Origin of the sequence: Embleya scabrispora, assembly GCF_002024165.1 — a bacterium.
Taxonomy (GTDB): Bacteria; Actinomycetota; Actinomycetes; order Streptomycetales; family Streptomycetaceae; genus Embleya; species Embleya scabrispora_A.
On the sequence record NZ_MWQN01000003.1, the window covers coordinates 866,090 to 882,721 of the forward strand.

15 protein-coding genes are annotated in these 16,632 nt (G+C 72.6%); 3 read left to right on the forward strand and 12 right to left on the reverse strand.

Going from position 1 to position 16,632, the window contains the following annotated elements; genetic code table 11:
• Nucleotides 1-145: 145 nt before the first annotated feature.
• Both B4N89_RS39390 and B4N89_RS39395 read right to left on the reverse strand, forming a co-directional pair.
• A complete protein-coding gene (locus tag B4N89_RS39390; protein WP_078981334.1) occupies nt 146-898 on the reverse strand; it encodes an SDR family NAD(P)-dependent oxidoreductase in 753 nt (250 codons plus the stop codon).
• Nucleotides 895-1,896: a methyltransferase gene (locus B4N89_RS39395; protein WP_078981335.1), complete on the reverse strand. Its 1,002-nt coding sequence runs from the start codon at nt 1,894-1,896 to the stop codon at nt 895-897. The genes B4N89_RS39390 and B4N89_RS39395 overlap by 4 nt, the downstream gene beginning before the upstream one ends.
• Before the next feature lie 125 nt (nt 1,897-2,021).
• Here B4N89_RS39395 and B4N89_RS39400 point away from each other — a divergent pair, with 125 nt between their 5' ends.
• The gene (locus B4N89_RS39400) at nt 2,022-2,999 is read left to right on the forward strand and encodes an aldo/keto reductase (protein ID WP_235619225.1); all 978 of its coding nucleotides are present in this window, start codon (nt 2,022-2,024) and stop codon (nt 2,997-2,999) included.
• A gap of 527 nt (nt 3,000-3,526) precedes the next feature.
• On the opposite strand, the gene B4N89_RS39405 is transcribed toward B4N89_RS39400, so the two are convergent.
• The 7 genes from B4N89_RS39405 to B4N89_RS39435 form a co-directional block, all read right to left on the reverse strand.
• On the reverse strand, nt 3,527-4,498 hold the full coding sequence (locus B4N89_RS39405) for an aldo/keto reductase (protein ID WP_078981337.1): 972 nt from the start codon (nt 4,496-4,498) through the stop codon (nt 3,527-3,529).
• A gap of 66 nt (nt 4,499-4,564) precedes the next feature.
• Nucleotides 4,565-5,692 carry a zinc-binding dehydrogenase gene (locus B4N89_RS39410; RefSeq protein WP_235619226.1) on the reverse strand — a complete coding sequence of 376 codons (1,128 nt, stop codon included), beginning with the start codon at nt 5,690-5,692 and terminating at the stop codon, nt 4,565-4,567.
• 22 nt (nt 5,693-5,714) lie between these two features.
• Nucleotides 5,715-6,587 carry a branched-chain amino acid ABC transporter permease gene (locus tag B4N89_RS39415; protein WP_078981338.1) on the reverse strand — a complete coding sequence of 291 codons (873 nt, stop codon included), beginning with the start codon at nt 6,585-6,587 and terminating at the stop codon, nt 5,715-5,717.
• Nucleotides 6,588-6,621: 34 nt separating this feature from the next.
• Nucleotides 6,622-7,800 carry an ABC transporter substrate-binding protein gene (locus B4N89_RS39420; RefSeq protein WP_078981339.1) on the reverse strand — a complete coding sequence of 393 codons (1,179 nt, stop codon included), beginning with the start codon at nt 7,798-7,800 and terminating at the stop codon, nt 6,622-6,624.
• Between the two features lie 119 nt (nt 7,801-7,919).
• Complete coding sequence (locus B4N89_RS39425) at nt 7,920-9,734, reverse strand: ABC transporter permease subunit (protein WP_078981340.1); 1,815 nt, start codon at nt 9,732-9,734, stop codon at nt 7,920-7,922.
• The gene (locus tag B4N89_RS39430; protein ID WP_201261119.1) at nt 9,731-10,531 is read right to left on the reverse strand and encodes an ABC transporter ATP-binding protein; all 801 of its coding nucleotides are present in this window, start codon (nt 10,529-10,531) and stop codon (nt 9,731-9,733) included. Before B4N89_RS39430 ends, B4N89_RS39425 begins: the two co-directional genes overlap by 4 nt.
• A complete protein-coding gene (locus B4N89_RS39435) occupies nt 10,528-11,478 on the reverse strand; it encodes an alpha/beta hydrolase (protein ID WP_078981341.1) in 951 nt (316 codons plus the stop codon). Before B4N89_RS39435 ends, B4N89_RS39430 begins: the two co-directional genes overlap by 4 nt.
• A gap of 92 nt (nt 11,479-11,570) precedes the next feature.
• Here B4N89_RS39435 and B4N89_RS39440 point away from each other — a divergent pair, with 92 nt between their 5' ends.
• Nucleotides 11,571-13,001: an amidohydrolase gene (locus B4N89_RS39440; RefSeq protein ID WP_078981342.1), complete on the forward strand. Its 1,431-nt coding sequence runs from the start codon at nt 11,571-11,573 to the stop codon at nt 12,999-13,001.
• Between the two features lie 64 nt (nt 13,002-13,065).
• Complete coding sequence (locus B4N89_RS39445) at nt 13,066-13,623, forward strand: GNAT family N-acetyltransferase (RefSeq protein ID WP_078981343.1); 558 nt, start codon at nt 13,066-13,068, stop codon at nt 13,621-13,623.
• Nucleotides 13,624-13,743: 120 nt separating this feature from the next.
• On the opposite strand, the gene B4N89_RS50290 is transcribed toward B4N89_RS39445, so the two are convergent.
• Genes B4N89_RS50290 through B4N89_RS39460 form a run of 3 tightly spaced genes read right to left on the reverse strand, consistent with a single transcriptional unit; the run spans nt 13,744 to nt 16,585 of the window.
• A complete protein-coding gene (locus B4N89_RS50290; RefSeq protein ID WP_161500969.1) occupies nt 13,744-14,394 on the reverse strand; it encodes a hypothetical protein in 651 nt (216 codons plus the stop codon).
• The gene (locus B4N89_RS39455; protein ID WP_078981345.1) at nt 14,394-16,088 is read right to left on the reverse strand and encodes a hypothetical protein; all 1,695 of its coding nucleotides are present in this window, start codon (nt 16,086-16,088) and stop codon (nt 14,394-14,396) included. The genes B4N89_RS50290 and B4N89_RS39455 overlap by 1 nt, the downstream gene beginning before the upstream one ends.
• Nucleotides 16,085-16,585, reverse strand: a complete 501-nt coding sequence (locus B4N89_RS39460; protein ID WP_078981346.1) for a GtrA family protein — start codon at nt 16,583-16,585, stop codon at nt 16,085-16,087. The genes B4N89_RS39455 and B4N89_RS39460 overlap by 4 nt, the downstream gene beginning before the upstream one ends.
• Nucleotides 16,586-16,632 lie beyond the last annotated feature (47 nt).

Consider the following 16,632-nt stretch of genomic DNA (forward strand, 5'->3'; position numbering starts at 1 on the left):
CTGTGTGCATGAGGCGCGAGTCTATCGGCGCACGGGCGTCGGCCGTCCGCACCCGGGCGGCGTGTCCGCCCGCGCGGACGGCCGCACGGCGACCGGGGCGGCTCCCGGTCGCCGTGGCCGGGCGCTCCCGGTCGTCGTGGCCGGCTCAGACCAGCAACTGGCCGCCGTCGACCTGGACGATCGTGCCGGTGATGTGCGCGGCGGCCGGCGAGGCGAGGAACACCGCGAGCGGGGCGACGTCCTCGGGGACCGCGATGCGGCCGAGCGGGATCCGGGCCTCCCACGCCTGCCGGGCCTGCGGGTCGTCCATCAGGCCGGCCGTCATCGGCGTGTGCACCGGGCCCGGCGCCACGCCGTTGACCCGGATGCGGTGCGGAGCCAACTCGATCGCGCCGGTGCGGGTGAGCGCGTCCATCGCGGCCTTGGTGGCCTCGTAGTGGCCGAGACCGGCGGTGGGTTGCCGGGCGCCGATCGAGCTGATGTTGACGATCGCGCCGCCCGCGTCCTCGGCGATCATCCGGCGGGCCGCCGCCGCGGTGACGGTGAACGTGCCGCGCAGGTTGACCGCCACCACGGTGTCGAACACCTCGATCGGCAGGTCGACCAGGAGCCCGCCGCCGGCGACCAGGCCGGCGTTGTTGACCAGGACCGCGAGCGGGCCCACCTCGGCGAGCACCCGGTCCAGGCCGGCGGCCACCGACGCGGGGTCGGTGATGTCCATCGCGACCGCGGTGCCGCCGATCTCCTCGGCGACCTTGTCGGCCGCGGCGGCGTCGATGTCGGCGATCACGACCCGGTCGCCGCCCTCGGCGAAGGCGCGGGCGACGGCCGCGCCGATCCCGCTCGCGCCGCCGGTGACCACGACCACCCGGCCCGGCCGCGCGTCCGGGGCGGTCATCGGGCCTCCGCCACGATCACCCGGGGGCTGCCGGGCAGTTCGAGCAGGTCCACCGGGTGCCAGCCGGCCTCGACGAGCCATTCCTCGACCTCGGCCCGGGGATACACCGTGGTGCCGTCGATGACCAGGTATTCCCCGGCGTGCAGCGTATCGATCAGGCGCGGTGTCCCGGTCGGCTCCAGGAAGAAGTCGAGCAGCAGCAGTCGGGCCCCGGGCTCGGCCGCCTTGCGCGCCGCCGCCACGATCCGCCGGTTGTGCTCGGCGTCGAAGCGGTGCACCACGTGTTCGAGCAGCACCAGGTCGAAGCCGGTGGGCACCTCGCCGGACAGCGGATCGCCGCCGATCACCTCGACCCGGTCCTCGACGCCGGCGGCGGCCAGGGTGTTCTCCGCGTGCCCGACGAGATCGCCGTCGGACAGGAACGTCGCGGACAGTTCGGGGTGCGCGCGCAACGCCTCGGCGAGGAACGAGCCGGACAGCCCGGCCAGGTCGAGCACCCGCCGGTGGGCGCCGAAGTCGTAGGCCCGGGCCAGCATCGTCGCGTGCAGCGCGTTGTAGGTCATCACGCCGCCGAGGAAGGTGCCCAGCCGGTCGCCGCCGAGGTCCAGCGGAGCGGGGCGGGCGGTGCGCGAGGTCTCGCCGAAGCCGAGCCAGTGCGGGTAGCTGACGCCGTCGAGGAAGGTCAGGAACGGGCGCAGGTCCACGCCCTCCCCCGTACCGGCGAGGTGGTGCGCGGTGGCGGGCGAGTTGGCGTAGCCGGCGTCGCGGCGCTCCAACAGGCCCAGGCCCACCATGCTGTCGGCCAGGATCAGCGCGGTCCGCGCGGGCAGTCCGGTACGGGCGACGATCTCGTCGAGCGGCGCGGGGCCGTCGGCCAGGGCCGCGAACAGTCCGGCCTCCCCGGCCGCGAACAGCTGCTTGGCGGCCATGTATCCGATCGCGACGTCGACGATGGGAGCCGGATCGACCGCGGCCCGGGCGTCCGAGGGAACTGGCATGCGGATCTCCTCGAGGGGCAGGAAGTTGGTATCTGGAATGCTATATGATTACCGATGCCATCAACAATGCCGATCTTCGTTTCCACGCCGCATCCACGCCGCGCCCGAACCACCCTGGAGGACCCGTGACGCTCTCCCCCGGCAGCAGCCCCGTGCCCCGTCGCCGCCTCGGCGCGCACGGCCCCGACGTACCGGTCCTGGGCCTCGGCTCATGGAACACGTGGGACCGGATGCGCCCCGCCGACGCCGTCGCGCTGATCCTGGACGCGTTGGAGCACGGCGTGGAGTTGTTCGACGTCGCGCACTACGACATGGGCCCGCACGCGGAGAACGCGCGCACGGACCTGATGTTCGGGGAGGCGATCCGCGAGGCGGGCGTGGCCCGCGAGGACTGGCTGCTGTGCGGCAAGCTCTGGCTCTGGGAGTACCCGAGGAAGGGCTTCGCCGAACAACTGGACGTCGCCCTGGACCGGATCGGCACCCATCGCGCCGATCTGGTCGTGGTCGGCGACTTCTTCGGCGAGTTGCCCATCCCGGCCGTGGTCACCGACGTCGCCGAACAGATCGCGGCGGGCCGGTTCGGCGCGTGGGGCGTCAACAACTGGTCGGCGCGCGACGTGTGGACCGCCCGCCGGTTCGCCGCCGCCGAGGGGCTGACCCCGCCGACGTTCGCCCAACTCAAGTACAGCCCGGCCCGCCGGGCGGTGGCCGAGGGCGCGCCGTTCGCCGAACTCTTCGCCGACGGGATGGCCTTGCAGGCGTCCGACGTCCTGGAGGGCGGCATCCTGGCCGGCAACCTGCACCCACAGCGCAAGATCGGCGCCGACCCCGGCAACCTCCGCGAGCGCATCCGCGAGGTCTACCCGAAACTCGCCGACGCGGCAGCCGGGTTCGACGCCACCCCCGCCCAACTGGCCATCGCCTTCTGTCTCACCCACCCGGCGGTCGCCACAGTCCTCTTCGGCGCGAGCCGCATGTCCCAATGGCACGACAACCTCAAGGCACTGGACCTAGTCACCAAACACGGCACCACCCTCCGCGAGTCCCTCACAGACGTCTGGGTGGACGCCAACGTCACGGACCCGGCAGCCTCCGCCACCTGACCCCAACAGACGAGACCAACCGCCCGAACCCATACAACCCGACCGGCACTCGAACCCAACCCAAGCCAACCAAACCCCCAGGTCGGCCAAACCCATACAGCCCGGCCGACACTTGAGGCCAACCCAAGCCAACCAACACCAAACGCCGGTCGGGCTCCCCCCTCAGCCCGGCCGGCGTTTGAGGCCAACCCAAGCCGACCGAACCCCAAGGCCGGCCGAACCCACACAGCCCGGCCGGCGCTTGAGGCCACGCCAAGCCAACCAACACCAAACGCCGGTCGGGCTCCCCCCTCAGCCCGGCCGGCGTTTGAGGCCAACCCAAGCCGACCGAACCCCAAGGCCGGCCGAACCCACACAGCCCGGCCGGCGCTTGAGGCCACGCCAAGCCAACCAACACCAAACGCCGGTCGGGCTCCCCCCTCAGCCCGGCCGGCGTTTGAGGCCAACCCAAGCCGACCGAACCCCAAGGCCGGCCGAACCCACACAGCCCGGCCGGCGCTTGAGGACAACCCGGGTCGGCCGAACCCTCACGGCCCCTCCGGGGACACCACCTCCCGGTCCGCGTAAAACGGCACCAACCGCGCCCGCAACGCCGCCGCCCCGACCCGCTCCAACAGCCGCAACCCCCCGATGTTGTCGGCCAACTGAGACACCTGCGTCGCCCCGAACAACACATTCACCGTCGCCGGATGCGACAGCGCGAACGCCACGCACACCTGCGCCGCCGTAGCCCCCAGATCCGCCGCCACCTCGGCGATCCCCGGCGCGGAGGCGATGATCCGCTCCCGCACCCCGCCCGGATCCCGCCCGATCTCCCGCGCCGGCGCCACCTTGCCCGCCAGAATCCCGCCCTCCAGGACATCGGACGCCTGCAACGACAGCCCCGCCGCGAACAGTTCCGCGAACGGCGCCCCGTCCGCGATCGAGCGCCGGCACGGGCTGTACTTGAGCTGCGCCACCTGCGGCCCCGGCGACCCCGCGGCGAGCGCATGCCCCCCGATGGTCCGAATCGCGGTCGCCGACCAGTTGTTCACCCCCCAGTGCCCGATCAGCCCGCTCTTCTCCAACTCGGCCAGGTCCCCGGCCAGTCGGGCCAGATCCAGGTCCGGATCCCGGATGTCCCCCAGGATCGCCAGGTCGGCGTGATCCGTCCCGGCCCGGAACATCGCCCGCTCCACCTGCTCGCGCAACGACTGCGCGGGATACCCCTCCAACCAGATCTTGGTCGACAACTGGTAGTCCGTACGGGCCAGTCCCGCCGCCCGCACGATCGCCGAGAACAGCACGTCGGTGAACACCGGCCGCTGCCCGGGGATCCCGTACACCGCGACGTCGAAGAGGTTGACCCCCCACTCCACCGCCTGCGTGACCAGGTCCACCGCGTCGTGGAAGTCCATCCGGTCGTAGGTGTGCCACGACCCCAACGACAACAGCGGCACCTGCGGCCCGTCCGCACCCAATCGACGCCGCGGCACGATCGCGTTCGAAGTCTCACCCATTGCAATGGTCCTTTCGGCACCGCGAGCATCGTCGCGGGCCATCGATCTCGGGGACGATACGGGACGTCACGGCAGCCAGGGGTGCACGACCGCCTTGACCTGCTCCTGCCGATGCATCGCCGTGAGCGCGTCGGTCGCGCCCGACAGTCCGACCGGAGCGGCGAACAGCCGATCCCACGCGAACCGGTCACGGAAGTCGCGCAGGAACTCGACGGCCCGGTGGTAGTCGCCGACATCGCCGTTGAGCGAGCCGACGACGGTCAGTTCCTTGCCCATCACGGTCCCGAGCGGCAACCGCTCCGGGGTGGGACCGGTACTGCCGACGATCACGAAGGTGCCGCCGAACGCGGCGAGATCAACCGCCTCCGCGCCCACCCCCGGCGCCCCGGCCAGGTCCAGCACCAGGTCCGCGCCGCGCCCCCGGGTGGCCTCCTGTACCGCCTCGCGCCGCTCGGCCGGGTCGAGGGCCAGGCCCAGGGTCAGGTCCGCGCCGAACTCCCGGGCCAGGTCGAGCCGGGCATCGGGCGCACCGATCGTGATCACCGTCCGGGCCCCGCTCGCCCGTGCCATCGCACCGGCCACGATGCCGAGCGCCCCGGCGCCCTGTACCACCACCGATGCCCCGGGCCGCACCCCGCCGGCCCGGTCGAACGCGTGCAGCACGGTCTTGACCGCGCATCCCGCGCACGCGGCCCAGGTGTCCGGCACGTCGTCCGGGATCACCACCTTCTCCGCGCGCGGCCCGACATAGGCGAACTCGGCCAATCCGGCCGTGGCGTACGGCCATTGATCCGCGCGCTGACGGAACCCATAGCCCCGATCCACGCACCCCACCGGCCGGCGCAGCACCGTACAGGCGTAGCAGGTCCCGCACGTGGACTCGGACCAGCCGATGCGATCGCCCACGCGCAACACCCGGCCGAGCGCGTCGGTGGCGCCCACCCCCACCGCCTCGACGGTGCCGGTCATCTCGTGGCCGAGCACCATCGGCAACATGCCCGGGAAGCTCATCGCGCCGCGCCACAGGTGCACGTCGGTGGCACACAGCGTGGCGCAGCCGATCCGGACCAACACCGCGCCGGGCTCGCAGCGTTCCGGCAGCCCGATCTCCTCCAGGGTCAGCGGTTCCTCGTGCGCGCGCAACACCGCGGCGCGGGTGGAGCCGTCCGGGACGGCCCGGGTTCCCATGATCATCAACGCTCTCCGGTTCCTTGTGTCATCGACTGTGCGCGGTGTCCCACACCTCGTGCCGGCTGCGCCACCACAGCAGCACGAGGATCACCAGGAAGGGGATGACGCCGCGGTATTCGCGCACCTCGCTCAGCGAGGCGGAGACGCCTTCCAGGCAGCCGAGCAGCAGCCCGCCGCCCAGGGTCAGCGGCAGATTGCGGAACCCGCCGACCATGGCGACGGCGAGCGCGGTGACGATCAGCTTGCCCAGGGTGGAGAAGTCGCCGCCCAGGCGCGGCGCGACCAGGATGATCACCAGCGCGGTGAGCGCGCCGATCGCCACCCACACCGCGGTGGCCAGGCGCGGCGCGGAGATGCCGACCACCTGGGCGGTGCCGGGCCGCTCCGACAACGCCTGCAGGCGCAGCCCGACCAGCGTCCGGCGCAGCATCACCTCGACGCCCACGGTGATCGCCACCGCGAAGGCGAGCGAGACCACCACCGCCCAGGACACGACCACGTCACCGATCCGGAACACCGCCCCGTCGAAGGGCGCGGGGAAGCGGCGCGCGCCGGTGGAGGTGGCGCCGAACAGCCGCAGGCCCACCGCCATCACCGCGACGTACACGGCCACCGTCACCGCGGCCTTGGTGCGTTCGTTGTGCTCGCCGAACCAGCGGATCAGCAGCGCGCCCAGCACACCGGACAGGGCCGCGCTGACCGCGACGCCCAGGAACAGCGCCGGCCATACGTTCAGGCCGTCGTCGGTCAGCGACACCATGGTGAAGGCGCCCATCGCGCCGACCGCGGCCATCGCGAAGTTCACCACGGCCACGAGTCGGTAGGTCAACACCACACACAGTCCCAGCAGGGCGTAGCCGCCGCCGCTGCTCAGGCCCGCGATCACAGAGTTCAGCATGTCGACACCTCGTTCTCGGGCGGTCCGCGCGGGGCTACTTCTTGCCCGGCACGATGAAGCCTTCGGGCAGTACCTGCCACTTGCCGTCGACGGCCTTGACGAACCGGCTGCCCTGGACGGGGTTGTGCTTGTCGCCGGGGCCGAACACCCAGGGGGAGCCGACCATCGGGTACTCGATCGGGCTCATCTTCTTGAACGCCTCGGTGACCGTCTTGCGGGTGATGTCGCCCTTCATGCCCTTGAGCACCTGGACGAAGACGTCGGCGGCCATCACCGCGCCCTGGCTGAACGCGGTGCGCTGGATGCCGCGCTTGTCCATCAGTTCGGCCCAGCGCCCGTTGCCCGGCAGGGTGGTGTCGGTGTACGGCTGCCATTCGGTGCCGACGTAGGCGCGCATGCCCGAGGGCACCAGCTTGGCGTTGGCGTCGGTGTAGCTGTTCGCGCCCATGATGAAGTCGACGTTTTGCATGCCCTGGGTCTGCGCCTGGGCGAACCAGGGGCCGACCTGTGCGTTGTAGAGCACGGCCTGGCAGCCGGCCTGCTTGGCGGCGATCAGGTGCGGGGTGGGGTCGCCTTCGCCGACCGCGGTGTCCTTGGCGGCGAGTTGTTTGCCGGTGAGGGTCTCCCACTCCTTGATCGCGTCGCTGATGCCGCCGCCACTGCCGGGCAGGGTCGTGTAGTAGAGACAGACCTTGTCGTGGTGCAGCGTCTCGGAGGCGTAGTAGAGCATCGCGGTGAGCAGTTTGAACGGGCCGGGGTTGACCGGTGCGATATCGGGGCTGTTGAAGCACGCGGGGTCGACGCCGACGGCCGGGATGGAGACGATCTTCGCGGTCTTGTACGCGGCGCGGTTGACCCCGCAGTCGACCGCGCTGGAGGAGCCGACCAGGGCGACCACGCCCTTGGACTGCACGAGTTCGACCTCGTTCTCCGTGGAGCGTTGCGGGTTCATCGCGTCGTCTTTGCTGATCAGTTCGAGTTTGCGGCCGTTGATTCCGCCGGCCGCGTTGACTTCGTCGAAGACGGCCTTGACCGCCTGCGGGACCTCGGGGGTCTGGAACAGTCCGGTGATTCCGTTGATCGAGCCGACCTTGATGGCGCCCTTGGTGGAGCCGCCGTCGCTGCCGTCGTCGGCGGCGCAGGCCGTCGCGGCGAGGGTGAACGCGAGCGCGAGCACGGCCGCGGCCGGTCGGCGCACGAGGGAACGCTTCATGGGAACGTCCTTGTCTTCGTGGGGGGATGGATCGGCACGGGGCTGATCCGGTCGAAGGCATGCCGGGGGATCCGGGTCGGCGGCGCGAGCGGGCGCCGCCCCCGGAGGACGGTCGGGGTTCAGCCGGTCGGGGTGACGAGCGCGGTCGCGGAGGCCGCGCCGTCGGCGGTGTCGGAGCTGCCGAGGTAGGCGGCGGTGACCGCCGGATCGCGCAGGACCTGTTCGGTGGGTCCGGTGGCGATCACGTGGCCGAAGTCCAGGACGGTGACTTCGCGGCACGCGACCCGTACCAGTTCCATGTCGTGTTCGACCAACAGGACGGACACGCCGTAGCGTTCGGGTACTCGGGCCAATCGTTCGGCCAGGCGCCGCGATTCGGCGGCGGACTGGCCGGCGGCGGGCTCGTCGAGCAGGGCCACCGCCGGTCGGGCGGCGATGGCGGCGGCGACGTCGAGCAGGCGCCGGGTACCGGCGTCGACGATCGAGACGGGCAGGTCGCCGACGGGACAGCCGAAGAATTCGAGCAGTTCGTCCGCCTCGGCCCGTTCCAGGCGGCGGCCGGCGCCGATGTCGAGGTATTCGTACTGGGTGAGTTCGGGTGCGATCAGCGTGGTCTGGAACGTGCGGCGCAGGCCGCGTGCGGCGCGCACCTGCGGGGCGAGCCGGTCGATCGGTACGCCGTCGAGGCGAACCGTGCCGGGGAGGGTGCCGAGGAAGCCGCCGACGGCGGAGATGAAGGTGGACTTGCCCGCGCCGTTGGGGCCGATCAGGCCGACCACGGCGCCGGCGGGGACGGTGAGGTCGACCGCGTCGAGGGCGGTGACCGGGCCGTATCGCACGGTCAGGCCGGTGACCTCGAGGGCGGGCCCGGTGCCGATGGGCCGGGCCGGGGCGCCGACGGTGCGCTCCGCGGGCGGGCCCGCGTCGGCCCGTTCCCGGTCGGCGGCCGGGGCGGCGTCGCGTTGTTTGCGGGCCTTGGCCAGGCGTTTGCGGTTGCGGGTGAAGTCGGTCTGGCTCATCCCGCTGCGCAGCGCGAAGATCGGCACGATGCCGAAGACGATGCCGCCGAGGTCCTGGGGCAGTCGGACCTTCTCCAGGATGGTGGCCATCGCGGCGCCGAACACCCCGCTCATCAGGGCGCCTTCGGGGTGGTGTGGGCCGATGAGGATGGCGATGGCGAACAGGGTGACGGATTGGCCCATGGCGAAGTTGCCGGCCACCACCAGGCCGAGTTGACCGGCCATCAGGCCGCCGCCGACCCCGGCGACGAAGGCGCTGATCGCGAACGCGGCGAGTTTGCTGCGGGCCACCGAGATGCCGTGCGAGGCGGCCATGCGTTCCGAGTGGCGCAACTCCAGCCAGGACCGGCCCAGTCGGGTCTTGTCGAGGGCGGCGAGGGCGAGCGCGATCACGGTGAAGACGATCACCACGAGCACGAAGTAGTTCGCGTTGGTGCTGAAGGCGGCGGGTCGGGCCACCGTCTTCAGTTCCTCGGTGCCGGGGAACTGCTTGGCGCCCAGCACGATGTCGGTGGACACCGCGGCGCCGAAGGTGATCACCGCGAGGTTGACCCCGCGTACCCGCAGTGCGGGCAGGCCGATCAGCATGCCGACCGGGGCGGCGGCGAGGCCGCCGAGGACCACCCACACGATCAGGCCGCCGGGGGCGTCGGCGAGGTTGAGCCGCATCACCACCCAGGCGCCGATCGCGGCGAAGGAGAGTTGGCACAGGGACATCACGCCGGCGCGGCCGACGATCACGCCGTAGCTCTGCATGACGACGGCGCCGATCACGCTGGTGATGGCGAGGTAGAGCCAGTAGGGCGACAGGATCGCGGGAACGGCGACGCAGGCGACCGCGGCCAGTGCGACGCCGATCGCCGCGCGGCGCGGGTCGATCAGGTCCGAAAGGGTCTTCGCGGCCCGGGACTTCATCGGGTGCCACCACCGATCGGGGTGTCGAGCGGGTGTGGGTCGGGGGTGGCGGACGCCGGCTCGGCCGGGTCGGGAGTGGTCGAGCCGAAGTAGTACTCGTGCAGCAGCTCGTGCCGGCCGCGCAGGTCGGCGCAGGGTCCGTCGTGCACGATGCGGCCCTTGCGCAGCACGTAGGCGTGGGTGCCGACGTCGAGGGCGAGGTTGGCGAACTGTTCGATGAGCAGTACGGCCAGGCCGGCTGCGGCGAGTTCGCCGACCACGCGCATCAGCCGGCGCACGATCAGCGGGGCCAGGCCGAGCGACATCTCGTCGACCAGGACCACCTTGGGGTCGGTGACCAGGGCGCGGCCGAGCACGAGCATCTGCTGTTCGCCGCCGGAGAGGTGGCCGGCCTGGAGGGTGCGCCGGCGGGCCAGTTCGGGGAAGAGCCGGTAGACCTGTTCCGGATCGCCGGCGCCGGCCCGGGCGACCAGGAGGTTTTGTTCGACGGTGAGGGTGCGGAAGGTGGTGCGGGCCTGTTCGACGTAGCCGACGCCGGCCCGGGCGCGTTTGTACACGGGCAACTTCTGCATCGGGCGGCCGGCGAGTTCGATGGTGCCGGCGGTGGTGCGCACCAGACCGGCGATGCCGTCCATGAGGGTGGTCTTGCCCGCGCCGTTGGCGCCCAGGAGCACGGTGACCGCGCCGGGGGCCACGTCCAGCGAGACCCCGCGCACCACGGGGATCTCGTCCCGGTCGATGTCCACCTCGCGCAGCCGCAACACCGGTGCCGCGCCGGCCGGGCTCTCGGTACTCACCGCGCTCTCCCGTCGAATGTGTCGCGCAGCGCGCGGATCACCAGGTCGTGTGCGCGCCGTGCGTCGGTGAGGTCGGTGGCGAGCAGGCCGAAGAAGCCGTGGATGAGCCCGTCGAAGCGCACCACCTCGACCGGGGTGCCGGCCGCGCCCAGGGCCCGCGCGTACTCCTCGCCCTCGTCGCGGAGCACGTCGTATTCGGCGCCGAGCACCAGCGCCGGCGGCAGGCCGGAAAGGTCGTCGGCGCGCAGCGGCAGCAGGTACGGGTCGGTCAGGTCGGCGGCGTCGCGCGGGTACTGGGTGAAGAACCAGTCCATGCTCGCCTTGGACAGGAAGTAGCCGTCGGCGAAGTCCCGGTAGGAGGGCCGCCCGTCGTCGGGATGGCCGACCACGGGCGAGACCAGCACCTGGAGCGCGATCGGCGGGCCGGCCAGGTCCCGGCTCATCAGCGCGACCACCGCGGCCAGGTTGCCGCCGGCGCTCTCCCCGCCGACCGCGATCCGGTCGCCGTCCACGGATCGGCGCGCGCCGTCCTCGTGCAGCGCGCGGACCACGGCGTAGCAGTCCTCGGCGGCGGCCGGGTAGGGGTTCTCCGGGGCGAGCCGGTAGTCGACCGAGACCACCACCGTCTCGGCGCCGGCGCACACGGTGCGGCAGGCGTACTCGTTCTCGTCCAGACAGCCGATGGTCCAGCCGCCGCCGTGGAACCAGACGAGCGCGGGGAAGGGGCCGGCCCCCTCGGGGATGTAGATCCGGACCGGGATGTCGCCGCCGGGCCCGGGGATCGTGGTGTCCTCGACGGCGCCGACCGCCGGCAGGTCGGCCGGCATGGTCCAGGTCTGCGCGAAGCCCTCACGCATGGCCTGTGCGTCCAGGGCGAGGGGGGCGGGGCCGGATTCGCCGATCCGAGTGCGCTCGATGATCTGCTGGGCTTCCGGATGCAAGGGCACCGTATGCCTCCCAATCGACTCGCAAATCGTATCTGATTGCGTGTACGGTATGGGCTCTCGCAGGGCCTGTCCAGATCCCAGGAGGAATTAAGGTGCGCAACCGCGAATCGTGGAACGCCCGCCGCTCGGCCGCCCCCGCCGGCGACGCGCCCGCCGACCTGGTCCTGACCGGCGGACGGGTGCACGTCTTCGACGAGGGCGACCACCTCGCGCAGGCGATCGCGGTGCGGGCCGGTCGTATCGTCCGGGTCGGCCACGACGACGAGGTCGCCCCGCTGATCGGACCGGCCACCCGGGAGATCCCGCTGCGCGGGCGCGCGGTGTTGCCCGGCATCAACGACTCGCACCTGCACGGGGTCTGGCTCGGCGCGATGTGGCCGCACCTGCTGATGGACGCGCTCACCGCCGGCGCATCCGACGCCCCGCCGCCGGCCGCGCCCGCGCTGCGCACCTCGGCCGACCGCCGGGCCGCCATCCTGCGCACCCGCGACCTGCTGGCCTCGCTCGGCGTCACCAGCTACACCGAACCCGGCCTGGGCCCGGGCGAGGACGGCGGCGAAACGGGCTGTTTCGGCTCCGCCGCGCTCGCCGACTACGCGCAACTGGCGGCCGAGGGCGAACTCGCCGCCCGGGTCACCGCGTTGCTCCTGTTCGGCGAGCTGGACGGCCCCGGCTCGGCCGACGCGTTCACCGTCGGACTGCGCGAGTTCGCCGCCCCCGCCGAGGTGCCGGGCTGGTTCCGGGTGGCCGGCGTGAAGATCTTCGCGGACGGCATCCCGCCGATGCGCAGCGCCTGGGTGTGCGAGCCCTACCCCGACGGTACGCACGGCGGCCTGCTGATCGACGGCGACTCGGCCGAGCAGCGGCTGCACCGGCTGACCGGGATGATCCGCGCGGCGCATGCCGCCGGGCACCAGATCGGCGTGCACTCCACCGGCGACCGCACCTCTGCCGCCGTGGTCGCCGCCCTCGGCGCGGCGCAGGCCGACGACCCCCGGGCGGCCCGGCACTACCTCATCCACGGCGACCTGCTGCCGCCGGCCACGCTCGCCGAGATGGCCGCGGCCGGCATCGGCCTGAACACGCAGCCCGGCATCGCGGTGGCCACCCGACACCTGCTGCACGACACGCTCGGCGCGCACACCCTGGCCCGGATGTGTCCGACCCGCGACGCGCTCGACGCGGGCGTCGACGTCTGCCTCAGCTCGGACTCCCCCGTGCTGACCCCGGACTGGCGCCGCGGGGTGGTCGCGGCGGTGACCCGCGCCGGCGTCGACGGCTCGGTGTGCGGCGCCGACCAACGCCTCGCCGTGCGCGAGGCGTTGCGGGCGTACACGGTCACCCCCGCCCGCCAGGACGGCGCCGAGTCGTGGAAGGGCTCGTTGGAACCGGGCAAGGTCGCCGACCTGTGCGTCCTCGCCGCCGATCCGCTGCGGGTCGAGGTCGAGGCGCTGCCGCAGGTCCCGGTCGAACTGACGGTGGTGGACGGGCGGGTGGTGTACGAGGCGGCGAGTCGGGGGTGAGCGGCGGGCCGCGGCCTCGTGCGAAGATCACGGTGATCGAGAACGGCCACCGTGGAGGACGACGATGTTCGCGATATCGCTGGGCGAGGGTGCCGAACTGCGCCCGCTGGAGCCTTGGCGGGCCGAGGAGTTCCTGGCTCACATGGATCGCGGCCGGGAGTTCGTCGGTCGGCACATCGGCCTGGCCGATGCCACCACCGACCTAGCCGGCGCGCGAGCGTGGCTCCAGTCGTACGCCGACAAGGCCGTCACGGACACCGGCCGGCTGTACGGCATCTGGCTGGACGGGCTCCTCGTCGGCGGCGTGCTCTTCCGGACCTTCGACGCGACCGCCGGCACCTGCGAGGCCGGTTGCTGGCTGGAGCCGGCCGCCGCCGGGCACGGGCTGGCCACGCGCGGATCCCGGGTGATCATCGACTGGGCGATCCGCGAGCGCGGGATCCATCGGGTGGAGTGGCAGGTGTCCGACCTCAACACGCCGAGCATCAACGTGGCCAAACGACTCGGCATGACCCGCGAGGGCGTGCTCCGGCAGAACTACCTCTACCGCGGCGAAAGGCAGAACACCGAGGTCTGGGCCGTACTCGCGCACGAATGGCTCGCCGCGAACGCCCTCGCCTGAACCCGACGCCCGCACCCGGCACCCGGCACCCAGGACCCACCCGAACCCGCACCGGGTGCCCCGCGTCGCCGCGACCGACCGGGGCGCCCGAACCGGCGGGCGCACCCGGCCCGTTCGGGCTCAACCGCCGGCCGTCACCTCCGCCGGGCCGTAGTACCCGTCGCCCGCGAACCGCACCCGCACCGGCTGCCCGACCACCCGGTCCGGAACCCGCAGCACCGCCTCGCCCCGCGCTCCCGTCAGTGCCCGCGCGACCTCCCCGTCGGCGCCGAGCAGGACCACGTCCACCTCGAACAGCGGCGCCCCGCACGCGTCCCGCAGCACCACCGCCGCCGTGCCCGCGTCCCGTGCGGTCACCGCCAGGACGGGCTCCCGGTTCGCGCACAGCTCCCGGGTGAAGTCGCCGACCTCGAACAGTTCCGCCCCGCCGAACCCGCCGCCGAACCAACCGATCCCGCCGTTCCCGCGCACCACCGGCCGATAGTGGCCGCGGTCGCCGAGCACGGCGAGCAGCAGGTCCCGGTCCGCGTTGCCGACACCGAGCAGCAGGTACTGCGCGCCGGAGGCCCGCAACCGGCGGGTGAAGTCCGCGACGTCGTGGGGCTCGCCCAGATTGGTGATCCGCCGCTGTCCGTGCTCGCCCATGATCAGGTGCAGGAAGTCCGCCCGGGTGAAGTCCGTGAAGGCGATCGTGCGGCCGTCGGGCACCCGGTCGAGCCCGGCGTAGGCGGCCGTGGGCAGGATCCGCCGGTCCCGGTCCGGATCCCGCATCAGCTCCACCGCCTCCCGCACATTCGCCCGATGCGCCCCGAAGCGGTCCCCCGTCCAGGTGTTGGTCGGCTGCGTCGCCCACCACATGGACACCGCCGTGGTCCCCACGAACACCGCCGCGAGCAGCCCCGCCACCACCCGCCGCAGTGCCATCGGCACCGCCACCCGCCCCCGCGCACCCGGTCGGAGCGTTCCGCGAGCGCGGTCAGCACCACCGCCAGCCCCACACAACCCAGGGCCGGCACGATCATCTGGTAGCGCGCCCACCACGGCGCCGGCGACGCGATCCCCCACACGATCACCGGAAGCACCAGCCCCCACAGCAGGTCGAAGCGCCGCCGAACCCCAAACAACACCAGGCCTCCCACCAGGACCGGCAGCAGCAGGTAGATCCACTGCAACCCGAACCCGCCCGGCTGCTGGTCGTAGGTATAGGCGAACCGCTCCCGATCCAACAGCCACGAGTGCCACGTGGCCCGCACCTTCCCCTCCCCGATCACCAGCGGCGAGACGGTGGTCCGGATGATCAACTCGTCGACGGTGCCCCTGCCCGGGAAACCGAACATGCTGAACGGATAGAACGGGTTGCCGTAGCGAACCCAGGTGCGCAGATACCAGTAGCCGCCCAGCGCCGACATGAACAGGCCGAGCAGTGCCACATTGGACAGGGCCACCCGCACCAGTGCGGCGGCATCCGCGCGCGGCCCGGCGCCGCGACCGCGCGGCGGCGCGGCCCGGCGCACGTCGGCGAGCACGTACCCGGTCCGCACCACCACCAGGACGCCGACCATCGCGGCGGTCAACAGGTTCGACGACTTGACCCCGACCGCCACCCCGAGCGCGATCCCGATCCACGACACCTGGCGGCGCAGCGCCCGCAGCGGGTCCACGCCGCGCGTGGTCGCCGCCGCCACCGTCGAGCGCAGGCCGAGCGTCAGGTGCAGCGCGGCGAGGGCGGTGGCCGTCGTACCGAAGTCGACGTAGGTGGTCGACGCCTGCACGAACACGGCCGGGACGGCGAGGATCCCGAGCCCGGCGAGCGTCGCGTGTGCGCGTCGGGCACCGGCGGTGCGGGCGATCCCGGCGGTGGCGACCGCGCCCAGGGCCAGGAAGGGCAGTCCGGACGCCCAGCCCAGGCGGGTGTCGCCGAGGAACGCGCCGGTGAAGCCGGTGAGCAGTTCCTGGCCCTGCGGATACACGTCGGCCCACAACACCTGTGGGGTGTGGCCGACATACCCCTGCTGGAGCCAGATCGCCGGCCCGGGCAGGTGGTACCACAGCCCGTCGTAGTCGAGCGGACCCAGGAACACGGCCAGCGCGCCCCGCCAGCAGTACTGCGCTCCCACCAGGACCGCCACCACCACGACCGCCGGATGCCGCCACGACCGCCGCGCCCGGGGGGCGAGCGCGCGGACCAGGTCCCGGCCCCGCCGGCGCTCCCCGTCGACACGGGCCCGCCGGGTCGCCGCGATCTCCGCCGCCGCGACCACGAGGGCGGCGACGAACAGGGGAAGCGCGTGCAACCGGCGCAGCAGGGCGCCGACCAGCAGGGTCAGTGCGGACAGTTGGGCCGTGGTCAGCAGCAGCCACAGCAGCACGACGTCCACCGCGCGGCGCATCCCGCTCGCGCACGCCAGGTGCCCGCAGCCGGCGAGGGTGGCCACAAGGGCGATCACCAGGGCCGCGGCGTTCACCGCAGGCCCGGGGCCGCGTCGCGACGGACGTCCGCCGGGGCGGAAGCGGTATCGGTCGCCGCGCGGAAGACCCAGGTGCGGTAGCCCCAGAAGCGGAACCCCGTGGCCAGGCCCATCCCGATCACGTTGCCGGAGAGGTTGTCCGCGAGCAGGCTGTCGAAGCCCAGGACGTGCCGCGACACCCACAGGCAGCCGACCTGGATGACCAGACCGCCCAGGCTCCAGCCGATGAACAGCAGCAGTTGCCGACCCGGGTCGTGCGCGGCGCCCGACGTGGTGCGCTCGCGGTAGGTCCACCGCCGGTTGCCCAGGTAGGCGACCATCGTGGCGACACTCAGCGAGATCACCTTCGCCGGCAGGGCGGAGACGTCCAGGAAGGCGCGCAGGACATTGAACAGGACGACGTCGACGCCGTAGCCGGCCCCGCCCACCACCGCGAACCGCGATATCTCGGGGAGGAATCCGCGCAGGTGCTTCGGTGGTGCGGGGAGGATCATGAGCGGTCTCGTCAACCTCGGGAAGTCGGATGCGGGCGCGTCGGTCG

Bases quoted from the DNA above. Each gene is read 5' to 3' on its own strand.
- B4N89_RS39420 (WP_078981339.1), bottom strand. From the start codon at position 7,800: ATGAAGCGTTCCCTCGTGCGCCGACCGGCCGCGGCCGTGCTCGCGCTC.
- B4N89_RS50290 (WP_161500969.1), bottom strand. From the start codon at position 14,394: ATGCGGGATCCGGACCGGGACCGGCGGATCCTGCCCACGGCCGCCTAC.
- B4N89_RS39405 (WP_078981337.1), bottom strand. From the start codon at position 4,498: ATGGGTGAGACTTCGAACGCGATCGTGCCGCGGCGTCGATTGGGTGCG.
- B4N89_RS39415 (WP_078981338.1), bottom strand. From the start codon at position 6,587: ATGCTGAACTCTGTGATCGCGGGCCTGAGCAGCGGCGGCGGCTACGCC.
- B4N89_RS39395 (WP_078981335.1), bottom strand. From the start codon at position 1,896: ATGCCAGTTCCCTCGGACGCCCGGGCCGCGGTCGATCCGGCTCCCATC.
- B4N89_RS39425 (WP_078981340.1), bottom strand. From the start codon at position 9,734: ATGAAGTCCCGGGCCGCGAAGACCCTTTCGGACCTGATCGACCCGCGC.
- B4N89_RS39390 (WP_078981334.1), bottom strand. From the start codon at position 898: ATGACCGCCCCGGACGCGCGGCCGGGCCGGGTGGTCGTGGTCACCGGC.
- B4N89_RS39460 (WP_078981346.1), bottom strand. From the start codon at position 16,585: ATGATCCTCCCCGCACCACCGAAGCACCTGCGCGGATTCCTCCCCGAG.
- B4N89_RS39410 (WP_235619226.1), bottom strand. From the start codon at position 5,692: ATGATCATGGGAACCCGGGCCGTCCCGGACGGCTCCACCCGCGCCGCG.
- B4N89_RS39445 (WP_078981343.1), top strand. From the start codon at position 13,066: ATGTTCGCGATATCGCTGGGCGAGGGTGCCGAACTGCGCCCGCTGGAG.